Annotated in this window: 23 protein-coding genes; 13 read left to right on the forward strand and 10 right to left on the reverse strand. The window is 63.2% G+C overall.

All coding sequences use genetic code 11. The features are described 5' to 3' along the window. Nucleotides 1-20: 20 nt before the first annotated feature. From HALLA_RS09460 to HALLA_RS09475, 4 genes are all read right to left on the reverse strand, one after another. A complete protein-coding gene (locus HALLA_RS09460; RefSeq protein ID WP_049953120.1) occupies nucleotides 21-380 on the reverse strand; it encodes a DUF7344 domain-containing protein in 360 nt (119 codons plus the stop codon). Between the two features lie 103 nt (nucleotides 381-483). Then, complete coding sequence (locus HALLA_RS09465; protein ID WP_049953121.1) at nucleotides 484-1,131, reverse strand: helix-turn-helix domain-containing protein; 648 nt, start codon at nucleotides 1,129-1,131, stop codon at nucleotides 484-486. A gap of 151 nt (nucleotides 1,132-1,282) precedes the next feature. Beyond that, nucleotides 1,283-2,245: a DMT family transporter gene (locus tag HALLA_RS09470; protein WP_049953122.1), complete on the reverse strand. Its 963-nt coding sequence runs from the start codon at nucleotides 2,243-2,245 to the stop codon at nucleotides 1,283-1,285. 173 nt (nucleotides 2,246-2,418) lie between these two features. After that, nucleotides 2,419-4,353 carry a beta-CASP ribonuclease aCPSF1 gene (locus tag HALLA_RS09475; RefSeq protein ID WP_049953123.1) on the reverse strand — a complete coding sequence of 645 codons (1,935 nt, stop codon included), beginning with the start codon at nucleotides 4,351-4,353 and terminating at the stop codon, nucleotides 2,419-2,421. A gap of 348 nt (nucleotides 4,354-4,701) precedes the next feature. Between HALLA_RS09475 and HALLA_RS09480 the strand changes: the two genes are divergently transcribed. Both HALLA_RS09480 and nucS read left to right on the forward strand, forming a co-directional pair. Continuing rightward, nucleotides 4,702-5,190: a hypothetical protein gene (locus HALLA_RS09480; RefSeq protein ID WP_049953124.1), complete on the forward strand. Its 489-nt coding sequence runs from the start codon at nucleotides 4,702-4,704 to the stop codon at nucleotides 5,188-5,190. Between the two features lie 104 nt (nucleotides 5,191-5,294). After that, nucleotides 5,295-6,038: an endonuclease NucS gene (gene nucS, locus HALLA_RS09485; RefSeq protein ID WP_049953125.1), complete on the forward strand. Its 744-nt coding sequence runs from the start codon at nucleotides 5,295-5,297 to the stop codon at nucleotides 6,036-6,038. A 243-nt stretch (nucleotides 6,039-6,281) separates the two neighbouring features. Here nucS and HALLA_RS09490 read toward each other — a convergent pair whose 3' ends face one another. After that, nucleotides 6,282-6,650 (reverse strand): 4a-hydroxytetrahydrobiopterin dehydratase, encoded by a 369-nt coding sequence (locus HALLA_RS09490; RefSeq protein ID WP_049953126.1) that lies wholly within the window; start codon nucleotides 6,648-6,650, stop codon nucleotides 6,282-6,284. A 130-nt stretch (nucleotides 6,651-6,780) separates the two neighbouring features. Here HALLA_RS09490 and HALLA_RS09495 point away from each other — a divergent pair, with 130 nt between their 5' ends. Then, complete coding sequence (locus HALLA_RS09495) at nucleotides 6,781-8,739, forward strand: ATP-binding protein (protein ID WP_049953127.1); 1,959 nt, start codon at nucleotides 6,781-6,783, stop codon at nucleotides 8,737-8,739. 21 nt (nucleotides 8,740-8,760) lie between these two features. Here the strand turns inward: HALLA_RS09495 and mutS are convergent, their stop codons facing one another. Next, nucleotides 8,761-11,448, reverse strand: a complete 2,688-nt coding sequence (gene mutS / locus HALLA_RS09500; RefSeq protein WP_049953128.1) for a DNA mismatch repair protein MutS — start codon at nucleotides 11,446-11,448, stop codon at nucleotides 8,761-8,763. A gap of 145 nt (nucleotides 11,449-11,593) precedes the next feature. On the opposite strand from mutS, the gene HALLA_RS09505 reads away from it, so the two are divergent. Both HALLA_RS09505 and HALLA_RS09510 read left to right on the forward strand, forming a co-directional pair. Beyond that, nucleotides 11,594-12,931 (forward strand): 4Fe-4S binding protein, encoded by a 1,338-nt coding sequence (locus HALLA_RS09505; RefSeq protein WP_049953129.1) that lies wholly within the window; start codon nucleotides 11,594-11,596, stop codon nucleotides 12,929-12,931. Between the two features lie 159 nt (nucleotides 12,932-13,090). After that, nucleotides 13,091-14,854: a winged helix-turn-helix transcriptional regulator gene (locus HALLA_RS09510; protein WP_049953130.1), complete on the forward strand. Its 1,764-nt coding sequence runs from the start codon at nucleotides 13,091-13,093 to the stop codon at nucleotides 14,852-14,854. A 42-nt stretch (nucleotides 14,855-14,896) separates the two neighbouring features. Here HALLA_RS09510 and gvpO read toward each other — a convergent pair whose 3' ends face one another. The 3 genes from gvpO to gvpA are packed head-to-tail and all read right to left on the reverse strand — an operon-like array spanning nucleotide 14,897 to nucleotide 16,823. Next, the gene (gene gvpO / locus HALLA_RS09515) at nucleotides 14,897-15,469 is read right to left on the reverse strand and encodes a gas vesicle protein GvpO, halophile-type (protein WP_049953131.1); all 573 of its coding nucleotides are present in this window, start codon (nucleotides 15,467-15,469) and stop codon (nucleotides 14,897-14,899) included. Nucleotides 15,470-15,507: 38 nt separating this feature from the next. After that, nucleotides 15,508-16,530 carry a gas vesicle protein GvpN gene (gvpN, locus tag HALLA_RS09520; protein ID WP_049953132.1) on the reverse strand — a complete coding sequence of 341 codons (1,023 nt, stop codon included), beginning with the start codon at nucleotides 16,528-16,530 and terminating at the stop codon, nucleotides 15,508-15,510. 5 nt (nucleotides 16,531-16,535) lie between these two features. Next, nucleotides 16,536-16,823: a gas vesicle protein GvpA gene (gene gvpA, locus HALLA_RS09525; protein WP_049954064.1), complete on the reverse strand. Its 288-nt coding sequence runs from the start codon at nucleotides 16,821-16,823 to the stop codon at nucleotides 16,536-16,538. 305 nt (nucleotides 16,824-17,128) lie between these two features. Here gvpA and HALLA_RS09530 point away from each other — a divergent pair, with 305 nt between their 5' ends. The 8 genes from HALLA_RS09530 (at nucleotide 17,129) to gvpM (ending at nucleotide 21,951) form a co-directional block, all read left to right on the forward strand. Further along, nucleotides 17,129-17,758, forward strand: coding sequence for a GvpL/GvpF family gas vesicle protein (locus tag HALLA_RS09530; protein ID WP_049953133.1), 630 nt, complete (start codon nucleotides 17,129-17,131; stop codon nucleotides 17,756-17,758). A gap of 6 nt (nucleotides 17,759-17,764) precedes the next feature. Next, a complete protein-coding gene (gvpF, locus tag HALLA_RS09535) occupies nucleotides 17,765-18,019 on the forward strand; it encodes a gas vesicle protein GvpF (RefSeq protein WP_049953134.1) in 255 nt (84 codons plus the stop codon). Next, nucleotides 18,019-18,804 (forward strand): Hsp20/alpha crystallin family protein, encoded by a 786-nt coding sequence (locus tag HALLA_RS09540; protein ID WP_084568980.1) that lies wholly within the window; start codon nucleotides 18,019-18,021, stop codon nucleotides 18,802-18,804. Before gvpF ends, HALLA_RS09540 begins: the two co-directional genes overlap by 1 nt. After that, complete coding sequence (locus HALLA_RS09545; protein ID WP_049954065.1) at nucleotides 18,797-19,735, forward strand: hypothetical protein; 939 nt, start codon at nucleotides 18,797-18,799, stop codon at nucleotides 19,733-19,735. The genes HALLA_RS09540 and HALLA_RS09545 overlap by 8 nt, the downstream gene beginning before the upstream one ends. Before the next feature lie 119 nt (nucleotides 19,736-19,854). Then, nucleotides 19,855-20,379: a gas vesicle protein GvpJ gene (gene gvpJ, locus HALLA_RS09550; RefSeq protein ID WP_049954066.1), complete on the forward strand. Its 525-nt coding sequence runs from the start codon at nucleotides 19,855-19,857 to the stop codon at nucleotides 20,377-20,379. Next, on the forward strand, nucleotides 20,376-20,720 hold the full coding sequence (locus tag HALLA_RS09555) for a gas vesicle protein K (RefSeq protein ID WP_049953135.1): 345 nt from the start codon (nucleotides 20,376-20,378) through the stop codon (nucleotides 20,718-20,720). The genes gvpJ and HALLA_RS09555 overlap by 4 nt, the downstream gene beginning before the upstream one ends. Further along, complete coding sequence (gene gvpL, locus HALLA_RS09560) at nucleotides 20,717-21,646, forward strand: gas vesicle protein GvpL (protein WP_049953136.1); 930 nt, start codon at nucleotides 20,717-20,719, stop codon at nucleotides 21,644-21,646. The genes HALLA_RS09555 and gvpL overlap by 4 nt, the downstream gene beginning before the upstream one ends. After that, entirely contained in the window at nucleotides 21,643-21,951 is a 309-nt protein-coding gene (gvpM, locus tag HALLA_RS09565) for a gas vesicle protein GvpM (protein ID WP_049953137.1), read from the forward strand. Before gvpL ends, gvpM begins: the two co-directional genes overlap by 4 nt. Nucleotides 21,952-22,046: 95 nt before the next feature. Here the strand turns inward: gvpM and HALLA_RS09570 are convergent, their stop codons facing one another. After that, the gene (locus tag HALLA_RS09570; RefSeq protein WP_049953138.1) at nucleotides 22,047-22,262 is read right to left on the reverse strand and encodes a hypothetical protein; all 216 of its coding nucleotides are present in this window, start codon (nucleotides 22,260-22,262) and stop codon (nucleotides 22,047-22,049) included. Nucleotides 22,263-22,467 lie beyond the last annotated feature (205 nt).

Here is a 22,467-nt window from a genome sequence, read left to right on the forward strand (position 1 = left end):
CGAAGATGTATTGAAATATTTTACCCGGTATCGAGGATGTCCAGATCCGAATCAAGCCCGATAATGGTCGAAAGGGACGACTCCAATCCGTCGAGTCGGTCGGTTGGCTCCACCAGCTGGCGTTCCCGATCGTACGTGATTACCTTCGCGTCTGCCAACTTTGGAACGTGTTGATGAACTACTGAAAGATGTATCCGGCTCACCGTCTCACTCGGCACGTCGGTGATCGACATGCGGTGATTGTGCCGTACGATCTCCTTCGTCAGGTCGTTCAGCGTTAACGCCCGTCGGTCTTTCAGGAGGATTGCAAGGACGATTCGACGGTGTTCGACGCGACACAATTCAAGAACCGTATCGAGTTCGCCCGTCGCATCACTCATTTATACGGGTAGATGGCTACGTGTCTTTAGAACGCATCCTTCTATAGAAGGGTGTTTTACACGGGAATTGACATGGTTTCCCCACCAGCCTCGTCCGCCGTTGTCACTCCGAAGTCACGACGAGGGTCTGTTCGACCAGTGATCGGTATCCGCGGTGTAACAGTTCCGAGAGAGATTGGGGCGTGATATCGAGTTCAGCGGCGACATCCGCGAGGGCCACGTCCGCGGAGTCGAAGTACTCCATCTCGTACGCAGCCAACAACGCGTCGTGTTGTTTTCGTGTCAACCCGTACTGACTCCCCGTTCGCGGCTGTGTGAGTTCGTGGAGGCGAACGAGTTGAAACGGAATCTCCCGTTGGTCACAATAGTCCTGAAACTGGCTGAGGTCCTCGTGCTCGTCGAAGCGGATACAGAGCGTCCAACCGTTGTACTGTCCACTGGCCTCGAGGATCGTCGCACCGACATGGGTGTATGCGTAAACGATGGTATCGGTATTTTCGGTCCAATCGGCTCGGAACAACGTGGATCGATCGAAGTCATCTAACCGACGGAGATTGCGAACCGACGGATCGGTTTCGGTGACGGTTTCAAACTCGTCGATGTCGTCGCCGTTCACCCAAAAATACGGTGCGAGCAACTCTTCGGTAGCAACGACGCGTTCGATTTCGATGACCACGTCGGGAAGCTCTTCTAACGTGTCCTGGAGCGCGAACGCCTCTGCGGGAATGTCGAACTCTCCGAACAGGCTCATATCGGACGGTACGTCGTCACTGGAGAAAGGTACAGTGATCGTTCCGCTTGACGAAACAAAACCGAGATCGATCCGTTAGCGAGATCAACAGCGTCTGCTGCTGGCGCGTAGGTTGTGAACAACGCTCCGGCGGCTTGACCGCGGGGGGCGTTCACCCGGACCCGAATTGGATCAACACGCAGCCGGCGAGGATCACCACGGACGCCACCCCCTTTTGCACCAGCGTAAACGGATCGAACTGCTCGGCGAGCAGTTCCGGTGTCAGCTTGCTCAACGTCAGCGATCCGACGAAGACGAGCAGCACGTCGAGTTTAGTGATCGCCGTCGCGAGCGAGACCGGCCCGGTCTCGAGCGCCCGAACAAACGTCAACAATGCGACGGCGTTCAACAGCCCACCGGCGACCAGAACGGTCGTCCCCTTCGAGGGTCGCGAGGAAAGCAGGTTGCTCGAGTGGACGGCCGGTCGGACTCGATCACCCTCCCGGAACGGCGCGAGCGCGACGACCGACGCCAGTCCGCCGACGCTGATCCAAAAGAGGATCTCGAGTGTTCCGAACTCGGTCGTGAGGACTTTCATTCCCGTATTGAGCACGGCAAAGGCCCCAGCGGCGACCGCCGCAACGACGATGGTCGACGGCCCGACGGTCCCGCGAAGCGACCCGCTCTCGTGCTCGTAGGAAATGAATAACGCGCCGAATACCACGAGTAGGACGCCCATATACACGCCGGCCGGGAACGACTCCTCGAGGAGGACAAAGCCGAGGACGAGCACGAAAATCGTTTCGATGGCCAACGCCGGGACGAACCGCGAGACGTCGCCGCTGACGAGACCCCAGTAGTAGATTCCGTAGCCGACCGTCGAGACGACGCCGAAGCCAATCGCCGTGAACACCGCCGATAGCGGCGTCGGATTAGAGACAGCGCTCTCCGATATCGCCGTCGGCTCGAGGAGTACACCGGCCGCGACGTAAACGGCGTAAAACGGAACGCAGGAGTAGATCGTCAGCGTGATCGGATCGTCGATTTCGGTGCCGCTGACGACTTTCGCGAGGAGTGCAATCGCCGCGTAGACGATAGCCGTCAACAGCGCGTAACCGAACCAGATCGGTATCACTCAGCGATCACCCTCCGGACAGTTACAATCGCTCACGGGGGCGGTATCGTCCCGAATCGGAAAATCGCTTGGATTCGATCCGAATCGAACACGCTGTGACAGGGCCCGTCCCGGCATCAGCCTGACTCAGATGAGAAAACGCCTGCAGGCGCACCGAAACGGTGACTCGAGCCCTAGAGGAACCGGAACGTCTCGAGGTTCTTCGGCGCGAACGTTCGCATGTTGTAGTCGTGATAGAGCGCGGAGGAGAGGTCCTGCGTGGAGCGTTCGTCGCCGTGGACACAGAGGACCTTCTCCGGACGCGGGTTCATCGTGTCGACGAAGTTCATCAGGCCCTCCCGGTCGGCGTGCCCGGAGAACCCGTCGACGGTTTCGACTTCCATGTTGAGCGAGAGCGTGCCCCGGCCGTTGCTATCGCCCATCGCTCCGACTTCGCTGGTCGGAATCTCGTCCCAGCCGTTCTGGATGCGTCGGCCGAGCGTTCCCTGGGCCTGGTAGCCGACGAAGACCAGCGACGAGTCCGGATCCGGGCCGAGGTGGCTCAGCCACGACATGATCGGACCGCCGGTGACCATCCCGGAGGTCGAGAGGATGATACAGGAGTCGCCGTCGGCGACGTCCTGGCGCTCTTCCTCGCCGCCGTCGATGTGGTTGAACTCGTCGGCGAGGAACGGGTTCTCGTCGTCGTGGAAGATCCGATCGCGGAGGTCGTCGCGGAGGTATTCGGGGTAGGTCGTGTGAATCGCCGTCGCCTCCCAGATCATCCCGTCGAGGTGGACCGGCATCCGCGGAATCTCGCCCTCGCGCATCGCCTTCTCTAAGACGAGCATGATCTCCTGGGACCGACCAACCGCGAAGGCCGGAATGAGAACTTTTCCGTCGCGTTCGGCCACCTCGTTGATAACCTCCTTCAGGTGCTCTTCTGACTCCTCCTGGTCGGTCTGGTAATCGTTCCGACCGCCGTAGGTCGATTCGAGAACGAGCGTTTCGACCCGCGGGAAGTCGTTTGTCGCGCCGTTGAAAAGGCGCGTATCGTCGTAGTGAATGTCACCCGAGAACGCGACGTTGTAAAGGCCGTCGCCGATGTGGAAGTGACTGACCGCAGAGCCGAGGATGTGCCCTGCGTTGTGGAACGTGAGTTTGACGTCCGGCGCGATGTCGGTGACGTCGCCGTACTCGAGCGGGATGCAGTGTTTGATCGCCTCGCGGACCATCTCGGATTCGTACGGCGGCGTGCGCCCTTCCTTCGTGGCGACGTCGAGATAGTCGAGCGTGAGCAGTCCCATCAGGTCGCGCGTCGGCTCGGTACAGTAGATCGGGCCGTCGTAGCCGTACTTAAAGAGGAGCGGAATCAGCGCGGAGTGGTCAAGGTGGGCGTGCGTGAGCACGACGGCGTCGATGGTCTGCGGACCGGCACCGAGCGCCTCGGGTGCGTGGAGGTACGGCACCTCGCCCTCTGCGCCGGGTTTGTCGCCGCAGTCGATCAGGATACGCGTCTCGGGCGTCGAGAGGATAAACGATGCGCGTCCGACTTCGCGACAGCAGCCCAGCGTGGTGATGCGGACGTACTCGTCGTCGGACATCTCCTCGCGGTGGATCTGTCTGCCGACGCGCTCTAAGACGTCCCGGCGCTCGTCGCGCTCTTGTTTGAGGAAGTTTCGGACGTTCGATACCGTCGAGGACTCGATCGGCGGGGTCCGAACGACTTCGGGCGTCCAGCCGACGTTTTTCGTGATGTCTCGAAGCGTCGAGCCGTGGCGACCGATCACCATACCCGGCTTCTGGGCTTCGATGACGACTTCGCCGGTATCAGCGTGGAAATCGAGGTCCGTGACCCCCGCCTCTTCGGGGATGACGTTCATGATCTCCTCGCGAGCCGTTTCGGGTCTCGAGAGAACGCTCGGATCGGGCCGGACGGTGATCCGTTTTCGAAGCTTACTCGCGAGTTGCCGGATGAGGTCGCCCTTCTGCGCGAACTTCTTCGGGTCGCGCGTATAGACCACCAGTTCGGGGCCTTCGTATTTCACCGAGGAGACCGAGATATCTGCCGGTAACTCGCTCGTGATCTGTTCTTCCAAATCGTCGAGTTGCTGCTCTACAGTGCTCATAATCGCCGAATGTGGGTTGCGTGGACGTCCCGTAGATTACGGGAATCAGGAACGTCCGACGGAAAGCGGGGAGTCAGGGCGGTTTCGTACGCCCGAGAACGTCGCGTTCGTATCGAATCCGTCGATGGCATCGAAATACGACCCCAAACGGGGACTGTCATTCGTAGCATCTCACGAAGTCGATAGGTATCTCGGGGACGCCGTCCGTCTTCGTACAGATACGCTCCCGGATCGGTTATCCTGGTCCGTGCGGGAAGTTTCCAGGAAGAACCCGCTTACTCGAGGCTATTCCTCGCGTGGTATAAAAGCCTTCGCAAAGATGAGGGCCGTTCGTCACGAACGACCGGTATGCGACTCACGCGAGCCCGCGTCGTCGAACAGCGCGACTGGGTAGCGACGCTCTCTGAAACCGTCGTGCCGACGATAAATGACGTTCGAGCGGATCTCGGGGACCTGTTCGGGACCGAGGTCGACTCCGTCACCGAGACACAGTACCGAGCGGAAGTCGACGCGGTGTTCGCCGACGGCGACCTCGCCGTCAACGTCGCGGCGCTGGTCGCTATCCTTCGCGACCTCGACGTCGAGGACGATTATCCCGGCTTCGTCGTCGACGAGATCCTCGGGCGCGAACTGGCGGCGACCATCGCGGGCACCCAACCACTCCGGACGCTCGGCGAAGCAACCTTTCACTACGCGGACGTCCACGTCCACGGCTCGAGCGACGAAAACGCGGGCGTCGACGACCTCGAGGCGGCGCTGGCCGCGGGGTTTCAAGAGCGGCTTCCGGGCTGGGACTGGACCGAACGCGACAGCCCGTTCGCCGTCGAACCCGAGTGAGCACCGGGCCGGATCTCGATCGGTGCTGCGGGAGCCGATACGGACCGCTGTCAGTTAGTTTCCGTGTCGCGCCGTTTTTATTCGACCGTCGGCTAGGGTCTCCAGTGACCGCTTCCGATCACGCAGCGCCAACGACCCTCGAGCGACCTGCCGTCGAGACGGCGTGCGAAACCGTCGCCGACGGCATCGACCGGGACGCCTTGGTGACCGTCTTCGGACGCTGTTCCGTCGAGTACGACGGCCGTGCCTCGAGCCAGCTCGACGCCGGGGATCGACACGTCATGTGCAAACCGGACGGGACGACGCTGGTCCACACCGACGAGGGCCAGCAGCCGGTCAACTGGCAGCCCCCGGGGTGTACCCACGAGGTGTTTTGCGATGACGGCGCGCTGTTCCTCGAGAGTCACCGATCGACTCCCCAAGAGCGGCTGTTGATCGGGTTCGAACGCGTGGTTCACGTATCGGTTTTCCCCGTCTCCGACTCGAGCGAACTCACCCTCGTCGGGACCGAAGAGGACCTCCGCCAGCGGATCCTCGAGGACCCCGGCCTGCTCGAGCCCGGCTTTCGACCGCTGGCGACCGAGCGCGACACTCCTGCGGGTGCGATCGACATCTACGGCGAGGACTCGGTCGGGCGCGCGGTCGTCGTGGAACTCAAGCGCCGCCGGGTCGGCCCCGACGCGGTGAGCCAGTTGCGACGGTACGTCGATGCCCTCGAGCGGGATCTACACGCCGACGCGTCGATCCGGGGAATTCTGGTCGCGCCGTCGGTGACCGACCGGGCGAGCGGGCTCCTCGGCGAGCACGGCCTCGAGTTCGTCTCGCTCGAGCCAGTCAGTAACGGGTGATGCTCGAGAAATATACTACTCTTTTGTTACGAGGATTATCAGATTCGAGAAGTACGTCACTCGCGCTGGCAACAGGGATGTCCACTTCCTCCCCAACCGATTTACTCACTCACAAATTCGTTCTTCATCCCTCGCACATCATTGAATCGCGCTTCGTCTCACTCAGCGCGATTCAGCGCGCGCCACCGCACGTGGATTGTTCGGTAAAGTGATCCAGAAAAACCGACCGAGCGCCCGCAAAACTCACTCGTCGTCGGCGTCGTCCGTTGGCGCGTACTTCTCGTGAATCCGATCCATCCGCGCCGCCATTACGAAATCGGTCTTGTGGAGGCCGTCGATCTTGTGAGTCCACATCTCGACGACGACCTCGCCCCACGAGAGTTCGATGTCCGGATGGTGCCACTCCTCCTCGGCGAGTTCGCCGATCTCGTAGGTGAACTCGAGGGCGTCGCGAAAGTCCTCGAATTCGTAGGTTCCCTCGAGGTGGTGTTCGTCGACGACCTCCCAGACGTCGGTATCGATTCGGTCGTACAGGTTCGTGATCGCGTCGCCGGTGAGCGGATCGTCGTCGCTGGTGCAGGCGACGCACTCCTCTTGTGCGAGTTCGGGCATGCGAGGTCGTACGATCCGGCGGTGGAAAACTCGTTCGCACGGCTACTCTTACGTCGAGCGGTACGTATCGCTGTGCGCAGGATTCACCAACGGAAGGGTTTACACTTCTCTCACGACTAGCAGTCGCAGAATGGGTTCGACTTCCGAAACGGATGCGGAGCTACACGATCGGATTCACCAACAGGAAGTGGTCGTGGAACTCGGACAGCAAGCCCTCGAGACCGACGATATCGAGCAGTTCTTGTGCGATGCGGCGAAAGTAGTCGCCGAGACGCTCGACGCGGAGTACTGCAAAATCCTCGAGTTGCGTCCGGGCGATGACGAGCTCCGTTTGAGCCACGGGGTCGGGTGGCAGGAGGGGCTCGTCGGCACTGCAACGGTGCCGACTGGCACCGACTCGCAGGCCGGGTATACGCTCCGTACCGACGAACCGGTCGTCGTCGAGGACCTTCGGACCGAGGACCGGTTTTCCGGACTCGAGTTGCTCACCGATCACGGCGTCGTCAGCGGGTTGAGCGTCGTCATCGGTTCATCTGACGACCCGTGGGGGGTGCTGGGAGTACACACGACGGAGCGACGAGCGTTCGCCGAACACGATATCAACTTCGTCCGAAACGTTTCGAACGTTCTCGCCTCGACTATCGACAACAGGGAGACCGAACGACGACTCGAAACGGAAAAGCGAGTCAGAGAGCGAGTCGTCGAAACCAGCCCGGTGGGAATCATCGTCGTCGGCGCCGATGGAACGCTTCGGTTCGCCAACGAGCGCGCGGAGGAAATCTACGGTCGGACCCGAGACGAACTCGAGACCTACACCCACGACGACTCTCGCTGGGATCTCGTCGACAGCCACGGAGAAACGCTCTCAGCGGACGAAACTCCCTTCGGGCGAGTACTGACAACGGGAGAGTCGGTTTTCGATATGGAAGTCGGTTTGCGCCGACCTGACGGACAGCGCGTTTGGCTATCCGTCAACGGCACGCCGGTGGAACTCGATGACGAGGGAAACGCCGTCTTCGCCGTTACCGACATCACCGAGCAAAAGCGCCTCGAGGCCGAATTCACGGAGATGCTGGGTCGAGTTTCCGACGCGTTCTACGCGCTCGACGACGAGTTCCGCTTCACCCACGTCAACGAGCGCGCCGAAGAGCTTCTCCAGCACACGGAGGAGGAACTGCTCGGTGAGAACCTCTGGGACGTGTTCCCCTCCGCCGCCGAGATCGACGAGGTCTGGGACGCCTTCCAGACGGCGCGAGACGAGCAGGTTCCGACCAGCTACGAGCTCTACTACGATACCCTCGGGTTCTGGGTCGAGGCGAACCTCTACCCCTCCGAGACCGGGATTTCGGTCTACTTCCGAGATATCAGCGATCGCGTCCAGCGAGAACGGGCGCTCGAGCGCTCGAACGAACGTCTCGAGCGGTTCGCGTACTCCGCGTCTCACGACTTACAGGAGCCGCTCCGGATGGTCTCGAGTTACCTTCAGCTGATCGAGCGTCGGTACCGTGACGCTCTCGACGAGGACGGCGAGGAGTTCCTCGAGTTCGCTATCGACGGTGCAGACCGGATGCGCGCGATGATACAGAGCCTCCTCGAGTACTCCAGAGTTGAGACCCGCGGTGAACCGCTCGAGTCGGTCGACCTCGAGACCGCCGTCACCGATGTCATCGACGATCTCCAGTTACGGATCGACGAGCACGACGCCGATATCACCGTCGAGGAACTCCCCCGAGTCGAGGGCGATCCTGGCCAATTGCGGCAACTCTTCCAGAACCTCCTCTCGAACGCGATTCAGTACAGTGGCGACGAGACACCGCGGGTCCACATCGCCGCGGAACGGTCAGATTCGATGTGGACGATATCGGTCACGGACGAGGGGATCGGGATCGATCCCGACGAGACGGGCCGAATTTTCGAAGTGTTTGAGCGGTTACACAGCCGGGCAGAATACTCGGGGACGGGAATCGGACTCGCACTCGCCCAACGCATCGTCGAGCGCCACGGCGGCGATATCTGGGCCGAATCCGTCCCCGGTGAGGGCGCGACGTTCTCGTTTACCCTTCCTCCGGCCGAAACGGACGACCGGTAGCGAACTCCTGCGGGCGAGGCGTTACTCCTCGAGCAACCGCTTCAACCGATCCAGTTCGGTCAGCGCCTCGACCGGCGTGAGGTGGGCCAGATCGAGCGCGCGGAGTTCGGCCGCGACGTCGGTCGGCACGTCCCCGCCGTCTGCGCTCGCGGTCGTCGCCGTCTCGTCACGCGTTGCTCGTTGGCTCGGCCCGTCGGGCGCCGTTCGTTCGTCCGCCGGCTCGTCGGCCGCCTCCGCGACCAGCTTTCGCGAGCGCTCGACGACGGGTTCGGGGACGCCCGCCGCGGTCGCGACGGAGACGCCGTAGGAGCCGTCGGCCGCGCCGGGGGCGATTTCGTGGTGGAAGACGACCTCGCCGTCTTCCTGAGTCGTCTCGAAGTGAAGGGTAAACGCGGCCTCGAGCTCCGCAGTCAGTTCGGTCAGCGGGTGGTGGTGAGTCGCAAACAGCGTCGTCGCGCCGACCTCGTCGTGGAGGTGTTCGGTGATCGCCTGCGCGATGGCGAGCCCGTCCGCCGTCGAGGTCCCGCGGCCGACTTCGTCGAGCAGCACGAGCGAGCGATCGTCGGCCTCCGCGAGTATCGTCGCGAGTTCGTCCATCTCGACCATGAACGTCGAGCGCCCGCCCGCGATGTCGTCGCTCGCGCCGACCCGGGTGAAGATCCGCTCGAGCGGCGTCAATCGAACCGACTGGGCGGGAACGAAGCTGCCGACCTGCGCGAGCAACGCGATCTGGGCGACCTGTCGCATGTACGTCGACTTCCCGGACATGTTCGGTCCGGTGATGATCCCCAGTCGGCGGTCGCTCGAAAAGCGAGCCCCGTTCGGGACGAACGACTCTTGGGTTCGCTCGACGACGGGGTGTCTGCCGCCGTCGATCTCGAGCACCTGTTCGTCCCCGCGCTCGAGAAGCTCGGGCCGACAGTAGTCGTACTGTGCCCCGACGGTCGAAAGCGAGACGAGCGCGTCGAGGGTCGCGACGGCCTCTGCGAGCCCCTGGACGCGTTCTACCTCGTCGGCGATCTCGCGTCGAATCTCACAGAACAGCTCGTACTCGCGCTCGTCGGCGCGCTCTTCGGCACCGACGATTTCGTCCTCTCGCTTCTTGAGATCCGGCGTGACGAACCGCTCGGAGTTCTTCAACGTCTGCCGGCGCTGGTAGTTCTCCGGCACCGACTCGAGGTTCGGGTTGGTGACCTCGATGTAGTAGCCGTGGACGGAGTTGTAGCCGACCGACAGCGAGTCGATGTCGGTTCGCTCGCGTTCGGTTTCCTCGAGGTCGTCGATCCACTGCTTGCCGTCCCGTGCGGTCTCGCGGAGCCGGTCGAGGTCGTCGTCGTACCCCTCGGCGATGACGCCGCCCTCGGTGATCTCGATCGGCGGGTCGGAAACGATTCCGTCCTCGATCAGTTCGCGAACGTCCGCGAGCGGGTCGAGGTTCGCGTACAGCGACTCGAGTCGGTCGCACTCGCCCCGGACGGCCTCGAGTCGGTCCCTGATCTCGGGGACGACCGCGAGCGTGTCCCGCAGCGAGCGCAGGTCCCGCGCGTTCGCCCGCTCCCGAGAGATCCGGCCGATCAGTCGCTCGAGATCGTACACGTCCCGAAGCAGGTCCTGTAGCTCCTCTCTGGTTGCGACGGCATCGGTCAACTCCTCGACCGCGTCGAGGCGCGCTTCGATCCGGGCCGGTTCGAGCAGCGGTCGACGAAGCCAGTCTCTGAGTTTCCGCCCGCCCAGCGCGCTCGAGGTCTCGTCGAGGACGCCGAACAGCGTGGCCTCCTCCCTGCCGTAGACGGCCCGAGGTTCGAACAGTTCGAGGCTGCGTAACGCGACGGCGTCGAGCAGGAGGTACTCCCGCGGGTCGTAGCGCGTGAGATGGGTCAGGTACTCGAGTCGCGTCGTCTGAGTGCCGGTTTCGATCATCCCGGCGGAGTCGGCGTCGTCGTTCTCTTCGACGCCCCCTCGAGCGTACTCCGCGTAGGCGAGCAAGGCGCCGCAGGCCCGCACCTCCGCGTCTCCTGCGAGCAACGAATCGGGGTCACCGAAATAGTCGGCGAGCATCTCGCCGGCGCGCTCGCGCTCGAATGCGGATTCGTCGAAGGGCGTGACCATGCAGTCCTCGGGAGCGAGCGTCCCGTCGGCCGCCGGGCCGACGATCGCCTCGGCGGGATCGAACCGGCTCATCTCGTCGGCGATCGCCTCGCTCGAGGTCGAACTCGTCGCGAGGAAGTCGCCGGTCGACACGTCGAGGAGTGCGAGCCCGCGGGCGTCGCCGTCGCGAGCCAGCGCCGCGACGAAGTTGTTGTCGTCGCTCGCGAGCAGTTCGTCTTCGGTGAGCGTCCCGGGCGTAATGACGCGCGTGACAGCGCGTTCAACCACGCCGGGCGACTCGCCCGGCTCTTCGACCTGATCGGCGACCGCGACGCGGTAGCCCGCCTCGAGCAAGTCGTCGATGTAGGAGGCGGCGTTGTCGACCGGGATCCCGGTCATCGGATACTCCCCGGTCGAATCCTCCCGGCTGGTGAGCGTCAACTCGAGGAGGCGGGCGGTTCGTTCTGCCGCGCCGCAGAAGGTTTCGTAGAAGTCGCCGACCTGAAAGAGAACGATCGCGTCATCGTAGCGCGCACAGAGGTCGTGGTACTGGCCCATCATGGGCGTCAGTTCCTCGCGCCGTTCGGCCATTTCGGGTGGCGGGCCACAGGCCGAGTCCATACCCAGTATCGGCCGCCGAACGCTGAAATAGCTTGCTGGATCGACCCGAAACAGCGAGCGTCGCCGGAGAGATGTGACGCTTCGAAGATACGTTTTTTTAGTTTTGCACCAATCCGCATAATAGGGGACGGGAACCAGGCAGCGTATGAGCAATCAGCCCGACAACCCGTGGCACCTGACGCTCACCCGGTCACGGCTCTTCCGATTCTTGCTCACGAATCGATACGTGCAACCGGCCGTCCACGTGATCATGGTCACGTTGTTCGCGTGGGCCATCTGGACTGCCTTCACCGGACCACAGAACCCCGATACGAACTTCGGGAGCGTGGCCTTTTTCAGCCTCTGGTGGTCGACGGTCATGCTCGTCAGTCTCGTGGTACTCGGCCGCGTCTGGTGTTACGTCTGCCCGATGGGGGCGATCGTCCGGTTCACGCAACGGTTCGGACTGCAGCGTCACTTCCCGATGTTCACCGGTCCGAAAGCGACCGTCTTCGGCATCTCGCTGTCGGTGCTCTCGATCACGGCGATCACGTTCCTGTTCGCCCGCATGCCGATGTACAAACTCGGGATGGTCTTCGAACCGCGGCTGGTCGGCATCTACTTCCTCGCCTTCACCGCGCTGGCGGTCGGCGTCAGTCTCGTCTTCCAGCGCCAGGCGTTCTGTCGCTACGTCTGTCCCGCCTCGGGAGTCATGAGCGTTACCTCGAAGCTCTCGCCGGTCGAAATCCGCCAGGAGGAGTCGACCGGCGTCCAGTGTGCGACCCTCGAGTATCAGAGCGACTATCTGAGCACCGAGCGCCGCTGTGTCTCCTGTATGAAGTGTACGACCGAACAACCGAAAGCGGACGTCGGGCTCCGCGTTCGGTGGCCCGGCGCTGCGGCGGTGCGCCAGAAAATCGCGCTTCCGGACGAAGCCCTGCTCGTGATCGTCCTGTGGGCGGTGTTCCCGATCGATCACGTCCTCGGCGGCAGGGTCGCCGAACTGATCGCGATGTCCGAACCGTGGCCCAGCGTGCTCGCGTACTTCGTGAGCGTTTTCGCGGCGATCGGCGCCTATTCCGGAGCCACCGCGCTCGGCTCGCGCTGGAGCGGTCTCGAGTGGGAACCGTCGTTCACCCGATTCGCCTACGCCTACCTGCCGTTCTCGATCATGTACATGCTAGGCAATCACGTTGTCACGAACCTCATGACGGAGGGCGGTGCGCTGGTCAACACGTTTTTCGCCGGTCTCGGCGTTCCGTTGAACCTCCCGGAAGCCCTTGCAAGCCCGTCGACGGTCGCCGCCTGGGAGTGGTTCAACGCCACGATCTGGCCGTGGCTTGGCGTCCTCTGGGGAATCGCGCTCGTTTGGTATAGCGCGACGCAGATCAGCGACTCGCCCGGGCAGGCGATCCGCGCCATCGCTCCGCACGTCCTGCTGGTCTGTCTCTCGACGGCGTGGATTATCGGCGTCGTCACCGTCCCCGGATTCGGCGGCCACTAACCGCGACAGCGCTTTCGGTGCCCCGTCGATCGAATCGGTTTCCGCCCGAACACGTCTTTGAGCCGGCCGAGAGAACCTATCTGGGGTAGCTCCGCTGAATCTGTCGTCAAACGACGGAAAAAGGTATTACGGTTGCCTCGCCAGTAGGTCATGAACTCCATGGACTCGCCGATCTCGAGCGGAACGGTCGCGTTCCTCGCGCTGGTGGTGGTCTGTGCCATAGTCGCCGGAGCGACCGGTTCAGCCCTGGCAACCACGGCACCGGACTACTCGCTCGAGGAGGTCGGTTCGGACGACGCTACGCTGTCCGACCTCGAGATCGATACCGAGTCGGGCGAGACCACCCTCGAGAACGCGACGGACGACGAAGCCGATTCACTCGAGGAATCGACGGACGAGACGACCGATAGCGTCGACGGGTCGACCGACGAGGTGACGGGCGATGACGGCGACTCGACGAACGGCACAACCCGCGACGAGGACGAGGATACCGACGGGGAAGACGACCTGACCGACGCCGACGACACCCTCAGTGACGACGACCTGACCGACGACCCTACCGACACGGACGCGACCGACGAAAGCGGCGGTTCAGCCGAAGACACTGGCGAAGACCCCGTGGATGCAAGTAGCGTGGATGACGACACGGCCGATCCGGTCAGCGGTACGAACGATTCGATCACCAACGGGACCGACGGCCTCGAGGAGACGAGCGACAGTCTGAACGACACGACGGATGCCGTCTCGAACGCGACGAACGAAACGACGGGCGGACTCGAGGGGACGGTCGAGAACACGACGGGCGGACTCGACGGCGCGACGGACGAGCTCGAGAAGACGACGGACAAACCGGCCAACGAGACCGGTTCGTTCCTCGAGAAGCCGGTTCGCTCCGCGTCGGACGTGCTCGCAGGGACGACCGCGGGAGCCGAAGCGGGCATCTCGACGACCGTCTCGAGCGTCACGTCGACCGGTCTCTCAGAGGCGTCTGAAACGATATCGGCAGTGGTGGACGACGATTCGCCGGTTGGCAGCGCCCTCGCCGGCGGGGAGCCCGCAGATCCGGGAGTCGCCCAGACCGCAACCGACGCAATCCTCGTCGGAATGCTGGGAGCCGTGGCCGCCTCTGCCGGGGCGGCCGGCGGAATCGGAGCGACGGGTGGCACGATCGGTGCAGCAGGAGGCGGACTCGGGGCTGCGGGCGGCGGAATCGGCGGCGCGGGTGCGGCCGGGAGCGCGGGGGCGACGGCCGGTGCCGGTCTCGCGGGCGGAACGGCGGGTTCCGGCGCGGGAGCGGCGAGCGGGAGTGGCACGACGGGTGCCGCGAGCAATGCGGTCGCAAACTGGACGGCGAGCGGCCGTCGGTATCTCCGCCGCGCTCTCGCGTCGATTCCGTGGGAACTGCTCCCGATTTTCAAGTACAGCAGGTACGACGACTCGGACCCGCTCGAGAACGAAACCCGGGCGACGATCTACGAGACCGTCGAGGCTCATCCGGGCAGGTACCTCTCCCAGATTAGCGACGACGCCGACGTCCCGCTGTCGACGGTTCGCCACCACGTCCGGATCCTCGAGGAAGAAGACCTCCTGACCGCCGCGAAGATCAACGGCAAGCGTCGGTACTACCTCGAAGAGACCGATTCGACGCTTCAGGCCGCACTCGAGGAACCCGCCAAACGCGACGTGCTCGAGGCGCTGGCGACGCTCGAGCGCGCGAACAACAGTGAACTCGCGGCGGAACTCGAGCGCGATCCGAGCACGATTACGCACCATCTGTCGACGCTCGAAGACGACGGGCTTGTGGTTCGAAACCGCGATGGGCGGTCTGTCGTCACCGAACTCGCGACGGAGACGAAAGCGGCGCTGGGCGAGGACGATATCTCGACGCTCAAGGACGCCTCTCCGCAGGCACCGGCGGATTGATCGACCGCGGACACCACTACGGAGGTGGCGGCCTCCGTGAGGTCAGTTCTCGAACGACCCCGTATCGCCGCGTCGGTATCGATCGATCCGCTGGTAGCCGAGCACGACCGCGTCCTCGTCGAGTTCGATTTCGTACCGTCCGAGGACGTCCTGCGTATCCGGGACCGAGGCTCGTTCGACGACTTCGGCGACCGCACGCCAGCCCTCGTCCGTCGGCGTAATCTCGCTGACGCCGTCGAACCGATACCCGATCAGTTCGCCCGCCGTCGACTGGACGGTTCGACGGACCGCGAGCACGCCTTCGATCTTGCTCTCGTCGACGTCGCCGGTTTCGACGTCCGCATCCTCGAGCGAACTCGTATCGACGTCTTCGGGGTCCGTCGTTTCCTCGCCCGCTATCGAGTCCGTCTGGGAACCGGCGTCGTCGCCCGCCTGCTGGTCCTGCTCTTGCTGTTCTTGCTGTTGTTCTGTTTGGCTGTCGCTCACGGTTGTATCACTCTCGTCGTGTTGGTAGCAAAACCCGTCGTCCTGGGCCGGGCGCGAACAGCGCTCACCGTCGTCGGTGAGTGCCTGACATCGTTCGCTCGAGTCCGTTTCGGTTTCGGCTTCGGCCATTGATTTTGGGAGGTTGGATTCTTGGTTTCGGTGTGGGTCTATACCGTCTCAGAGATCCGGTCTTTGAGTTCGGTGACATCGTCGCCCTCGCGCCCGCCGGACACTTTCGGCGCGAGAACGTCGGTGAAGACGTCAGCGAGCAGTTCGTCTGCGATGCCGTTATCGCTGGTGTTGAACACTGACAGCCCTTTAGCCGTCGTGATCGCGGCTCGAGTCCCGACGACGATATCGAGTTCGTCACGCAACTGCTGGGTCGTCGAGACGACTTCGTCGATCTGGTCGGACGGCAATTCGACGTGTGCGTCGACGATCTCGCGCTCGGTTTCGGCGTCGTAGTAGTCGATGTGGACGCCGACGACGCGATCGAGCAGGGCATCCTGTTGCTGGTGGACCCCCGCGTACTCGATGTCGTTCGAGGTGAGTATCGCGCGAAACTCGGGGTGGACGTCTATCGTCCGATCGTCGCCGCGCTTGCCCGGCCGCTCAAGGACGCCCTCCTCGAACAGCGACAGCAAGACGTTGTGAGCGGCGGGATCGCTCCGGGAAAATTCGTTGTACACGAGCGTCGCGCCCTCCCGAACGGCGACCGAGAGCGGGTTGTCGACCCATCGCTCGCGGACGATCTGCGTCCGCTTGTCGACGCCGCCCACGAATTGATCGCGTTCTTCGTACCGTTCGCCGCCCGCGTGGGCGCCGACGAGAGCCGCCGTGTCGACGGCCTCGTCGCCGTTGAGCCAGACGACCGGCCGTCCACGTTCCGCTGCGGCCGAAAGCGCGAGTGACGTCTTTCCGCAGCCGGTCGGCCCGATCAGGTGGACCGGTTGTTCCGCCTCGAGCCAGCCCTGAATCCGGTTGCGAATCGAGTCGATTTCGTCGGTTTCGACGAACGGCTCCGGGGCGACTTCTTCCGGGGCTGAAAGCGGCGTGTCACCGTTTCGTTCGCTGGCCGCCGCCTTTCGACGGAGCTCTTTTTCGGCTTTGCGGCCGCTCTTTTGTGCGCGATCGGTTCGAATTTTCGTGCCGCGGACCTTCCGTTTACGCGAAGACGAGTCGTCCGCCATCGAGGTTATTGTGAGGCCGACTGGGGCGACGACTCGGGGCGTTGCTCGACCTCGAGTTCCTCGAGATCTTCCATATCGCCGTCGGCCCTCGCTTGCTCAATTTTTGCGATCTCCTCCGCGTAGTGCAGGAAGGTGTCCACCGACGCGACGACGACGCGCGCTTCGATGGTGAGCAGTTCGATCCCGACGACCGAGACTCGCGCCCAGATGTCGATGACGACGCCCTTGTCGAGGACGCGGTCAAGTACCTCTGCGAGACTTGAGGAATCCGGTCTTCGTTGTGGTGATGGCATCTCGTCCAAGTGTCCATCGCGGATGGGTTTGAGGACTCGCATTGCGTTTGCAAGTCCGCCGTTTGAAACGGGACGGCTGCTAGTGCAAGCACGAGAGTAACGTCGGGTGATCGCATACCCACTGTCGAACGTACTATGTCAATTCAGCGTATGCGCGAGCGCTGGCGGTCGCGGCCACCCACGACGGGTCGGCTCCGGCGAGCACGGATCGGCCCCGTCCGCTCGAAGAGGACGTGCTTCCCCCAGTGCGCCTCCCGATCGGGGCCCCACTCGTTCGCACGGTTTTGCTCGAGAGGTGACACCGAGTGAACAACCGCTACGTCTACGGCATCGTCGAATCCGGCGCGGACCTCGAGTTCGAAACTGACGCCGTCGGGGGCGCAGATCGCGTCTACACCGTCTCCCACCGCCGGTACGAGGCCGTCGTCTCGGACATCGACACGACCGATCCGGAGGAGACGGACGAGGACGCACGGCGACACGACGAGGTCCTCCGCGAGATCATGGAGCGGACCAACGGCCATCCGATCGTCCCGATGCAGTTCGGGATGGCCTTCGAGAGCAACCGCGCGTTGAAGAACGTCATTCGGGGCGCTCGACCGGCGTTCCGGCGCGCGATCCGCGACATCGAGGGTCGGATCGAACTGGGGGTCAAGCTCGTCACCGAGGAGGACGCAGACGTCGATCGAGAAGCGATCGAGGAGACCGTCGCCGACGAACTCGAGCCGCTGGCCGCCCAATCGGTCGCGAACGACGACTTCAGCGATCGGCTCGTCGTCAACCGGTCGTACCTCGTCGAGGAAACGGAGCGCGAACAGTTCGACGAAGCCGTCGCGGACCTCGAGGATCACCCCGACCTCGAGGACGTGATCGTCCAGTATACGGGTCCGTTCGCCCCCTACAGCTTCGTCGACGTCAAAATCGGAGCCCAGTGATTTCCCGTGTTCGTACTCGATGACCTCCTCTTCCAGCCGTTCGTGAACATCCTCGACGCGATCCACACCATCGCGCTCGACGAGTTGTACGATCTCGAGGGACTCGAGGACGAGCGCAAGGAAAACCAGCTCCTGTACGAACTCGGCGAGCGGTCGGAAGAAGAGTATCTCGAACGAAAGGAAGTGCTCGAAGAAGAGATCGAAATCGCCCGAGAAGTCCACGAACAACTGCGGAGCGGACGCGTCGAGGTGAAACGATAATGTCCGACGAACCGCCATCAGACGACGAGCGACCGGACGAATCGAGCGACGATCACCGCGAATCCCAGCCCGACGAGGCCGACGACCCTCACGACGGAGAGCCGTCACTGCCCGATGAACGCCGACCGCCGATCGGTCCCGAGTCGACGGATGACTGGTCGTCCGCAGAGCCGACGGGAGCAGACGATCCCGAGGACGGCCACTGGCTCTCGAGTCTCCTGAATCTCCTCGACTCCCTCGATCGGACCGCCAGCGCGTCGGGATCGGGACGGGCCGGTGGCAGGAGTCGATTCGGGCTCGAGTACGACGTCTCGATCGGATCGGGGCTCGATCCGACCGGCTCGGATTCCGCACGAAGGTCGTCTAACCGACCCTCTCGGATCTCTCGAGGGGACGCTGCTAGACGCGACACCGCCGAGGAGCGCCCCTCCCGAACGCGGCGTCGGCGTTCGTCGCTTTCTACCCACCGCGTGACGACCCGGACGTACGACGACGAACTGCTGGTCATCGCCGACGTTTCGGGTGTCGATCCCGAGACGGTTACCGTCGGATTCGACGGCAGCGACGACGACCCGACGCTCGTCGTCGGCGTCGGCGACCGGGAACTCGAGCGCGTCGACGTGCCGTGGGATCGGTCGTCGGTCGAAGCGGGCGCACGGATCAAAAACGGCGTCCTCACGGTTACCGTCTCGACAAGCCACCGCGACGGTGCCACAGACACGGCGTCTGAGGGATCGAGCGCCACCGAACACGACGACGAATCCGGCGGTGATCGGCGTGAGTGAGGAATCGAGCGACGACGACTCGGTGCTCCTCCAGAACGCAATGGCACACCTCGAGTCCCTCCGGAACGAACTCGATCCCGTCGAATCGATCGAAGAACTCGACGACGACGCTCTCGAGTCCGTCATCGGCGACGTCGACGCGCTCGTGGACGTCGCGACGGAACTCGAGGAACTGTTCGAGGCACTCGATCTTGAGAACCTGCCGGAGGCGGTCGAGGGCGACGAACTGCTCGAGGCGATCGACGCGAGCGAGGTACCCGCGGCCCTGAGCGGCGGTGACGAGAGCGGCGTCGATGACGTCGTCGACCTCGGCCAGGTAGTCTCCGCGGTCGACCTATTGAGCGCCTGGAACGCGACCGACCTGACCGAAATCTGGGAGGAAACCCAGGAACTCGAGCAAGCGGTCGACGACCTCGCGAACGACGAAGACGGCGGACTGGCTTCGGAGGCTGCCTCGGCCGTGACCGACGACGACAGCGGTCTCGTCGGCGACGATGGACTCCTCAGCGGAGAGGAGGACGGGAACGGACTGCTCGGCGGCGGAGATGACCTCCTCGAGGACGTCGATCCGACGGACGCGCTAGGCTCGATCAACGTCGACGAAAACCCCGAAGCCTATCAGGCGTTCATCCAACAACAGGCGATGGAGGGAATCGACGAGTTTCGGGACGCCCTGTTGAAGACCCACGGCAAGTTCGAGAGACTCTACGAACTGAACCGCGAGAAGATGCGCCGACAGGATACGAGCACCAGCTCCCGAAATCCGACGGCGGCGTCGACGATTCCGACGAATCGACGCGACGTAGGCGGCGGCGCTCGACACTCGACGGTGCCGCGAAAAGTGAAGTACTCGACCGCACCGGCTCGAAACCGGATCTACGGACGCCGGTTCGAACTCGAGCGCAAGCGACGGGGGTACGACGATGACTAATGGAGAGGTCACTGCTACGGTGAGCGCAATGCTAGGTACATCACGACATCCGGCAGTCGATGAATCAGCCCGAATCGGCTACGAACGCCCGTGGGTCGTTCGGACGACCGCGTGGAGAGGTGATCGGCGTGGTCGATGACTTCCAACCGAGTCGGCAGAAGACAGACCTCGCCGAAGTCGTCGAGATGCTGCTCGATAAAGGAATCGTCATCAACGCCGACATCGCCGTCTCGATCGGCGATACGCAGCTGCTTGGCATTCAGGTCCGGGCGGCGATCGCGTCCTTCGAAACGGCGGCCAAGTACGGCCTCGAGTTTCCCGAGGGAACCGACATGCGGCGAGTCGCAGAAGCTGTCGACGACCCCGAGTTAGCCGAAACGGACCGGCCGAACCCGGCGATCGACCCGACTCGAGGCGTCAACGTCACGCCGAATCCCGAGGACGACGGCGGTGATTCGAACGGCGGGACCAGCGACGAGGGAGACGAGACGGCCCCGGAAGATGGCGACAGTGAGGCGGATCCGGCTGACGACGACAGTGAGACGGACCCGGCTGACGACGACAGCGAGGCGGACCCGGATACTGACGACACTGAGACGGAGGACGAAGAGGCCGAAGCGACGGCGGAGGCGGATACCGAATGACGACGATCGACGTCGGCGACGGTGAGGACGCCAGAGACGGGCTCATGACGCTCGTCGTTACCGTCGTCGAACTGCTCATCGAGGCCCTCGAACGGGAGGCCGTCCGCCGAATGGAGTCCGGTGATCTCGACGACGAAGAGATCGAACGGCTCGGGGAACAGCTCGCGACGATCGAAGCCGAACTCGAGGAGCTGAAATCGGACGAGGGTATCGACGACGGCGTCGACGACCTTCGGGGAGACCTAGACGGGCTGGTACGCGACGCGATCGAGCAGTTAGAGGGAGGATACTCCGAACACAAACGACCCGGCTACTCCGTCTTCGGAGGTGAGGACGAATGAGTGGAGATCGGGCAGGGTCCGGCGTCGACTCTCGAGAGGAACGGCGCGGTGCCGTCGAGTCGGATTCGCTTCCCGACATCGAAGAGGGACGCTACCTCTACTGTGCCGTTCGAGTCGACGGGGACGACTCTCGAGGCGAAGACTCACGAAACGGGGATGCGCTCGACCTCGAGACCGGCGGGGTCGACGGCGAACCCGTTTCCGTGATCTCCGTCGGCGATATCGGCGTCGTCTGCCACGAGTGCGACGGACTCTACGATTCGGACGACCTCGCTCAGGTCAAACGCTGGCTCGTTCGTCACCAGACCGTCGTCGATGCCGCGGGCGAGCAGTTCGGAACGCCGATCCCGTTCCAGTTCGATACGATCATCAGAACCGACGACGATGGAGTCCGCGAGTGGCTTCGAAACGAGTCCGACACGCTCGAGCCCACGCTCGAGGAACTCGCAGGCCACTGGGAGTACCGCATCGAGGTCGTCGAGACGGACCCGCTCGAGGAACAACGGCTGCTCGAACGCGACGAGCAACTCGCCGACCTCCGAGAGCGGATCGACGACTCGGGGTCGGGAACCGCACATTTACTCGAAAAACAGTACGAACAGCGTCTCAAACAGTTGCGAGCGGATCGCCGAGAGCGTATCGAAGCCGACCTCCGAGAGCGGATCGACGAACGCGTCAGGGAGGTACACGCCCTCGAGCGATCGCCGAACGCCACGCTCGACGATGGATCGGATGATTCGGCAGAGACCTCGCTCGATTCCGGAGAAACGCTGTGCCGGTTCACCGTGCTCGCTCACGAAGATGAGGAGGGCGCTGTCGGTTCGGTTCTCGACGACGTCGCGTCGAATCCCGGGTTCACGGTCAAATTCACCGGCCCGTGGCCGCCGTACACGTTCGCCCCCGAACTCGGAGGGAACGACGGATGATGCCGAGTAAGGACGACGAGGCGCTGGTCGACCTCCTCGACGTGATCCTGCGTGACGGCGTCATCCTTCGCGCCGACGTGATCATTTCGGTCGCCGAAATCCCCCTCGTCGGGCTCAAACTCACTGCCGCGCTCGCCGGAATGGACACGATGACCGAATACGGGCTCTTCGAGGAGTGGGATGTCGAGCGGCGCCGTTCGCCGATCACCCGCCGGCAGTACGGCGACTCGAAAAAACGCGAGCGGCCCGTACCCGTAGCGAGGGGGCACGCCGAAGAGTCTGGAACGCTCGAGGAACGAAACTGAACGACGTCGGAACGAACGAAGCGGACACAAGGGAAGAAGAACCGGGATCACACGTCCGCGTTCGGTGCGGGGATCGATACCTCGTTTCGGACCAGTCAAGCGAACTTCGGTCGTTCCCTGGTAAGTTCGACGTCACCGGTAACGCTCGCTTCGTCGTGATCCTCGTCGTAGATGTACTGCCCGGTCGCCTCGCAGAGGGTGCACTCGTAATGTTCCGTGATTTCGTTTATCATCTCGCCGTCTTCGAAGTACACCCGGCTCTGCGTGATCTGGAGAAACTGGGCGGTCTCGCAGTTCGTGCAGGTGATCATACCGACCTCTCAGCCGGGACAGGTTGTAGTTATCCGGCTTGTAACCGAAAGTAGGCGATTTCTATGAGCGAATTAACGGATTTTCGATTCGGGCGAGCGACCCCCTCCCAGCGAGTGGCTGTGACAGCCGAATCATCGATCGTTAGCCACTGGGTAAGAAGCGTATACCGCCAGAGTGCGCCACGAATGCGACGCTGCGAGAATT

Source organism: Halostagnicola larsenii XH-48 (genome assembly GCF_000517625.1).
Classification (GTDB): Archaea; Halobacteriota; Halobacteria; order Halobacteriales; family Natrialbaceae; genus Halostagnicola; species Halostagnicola larsenii.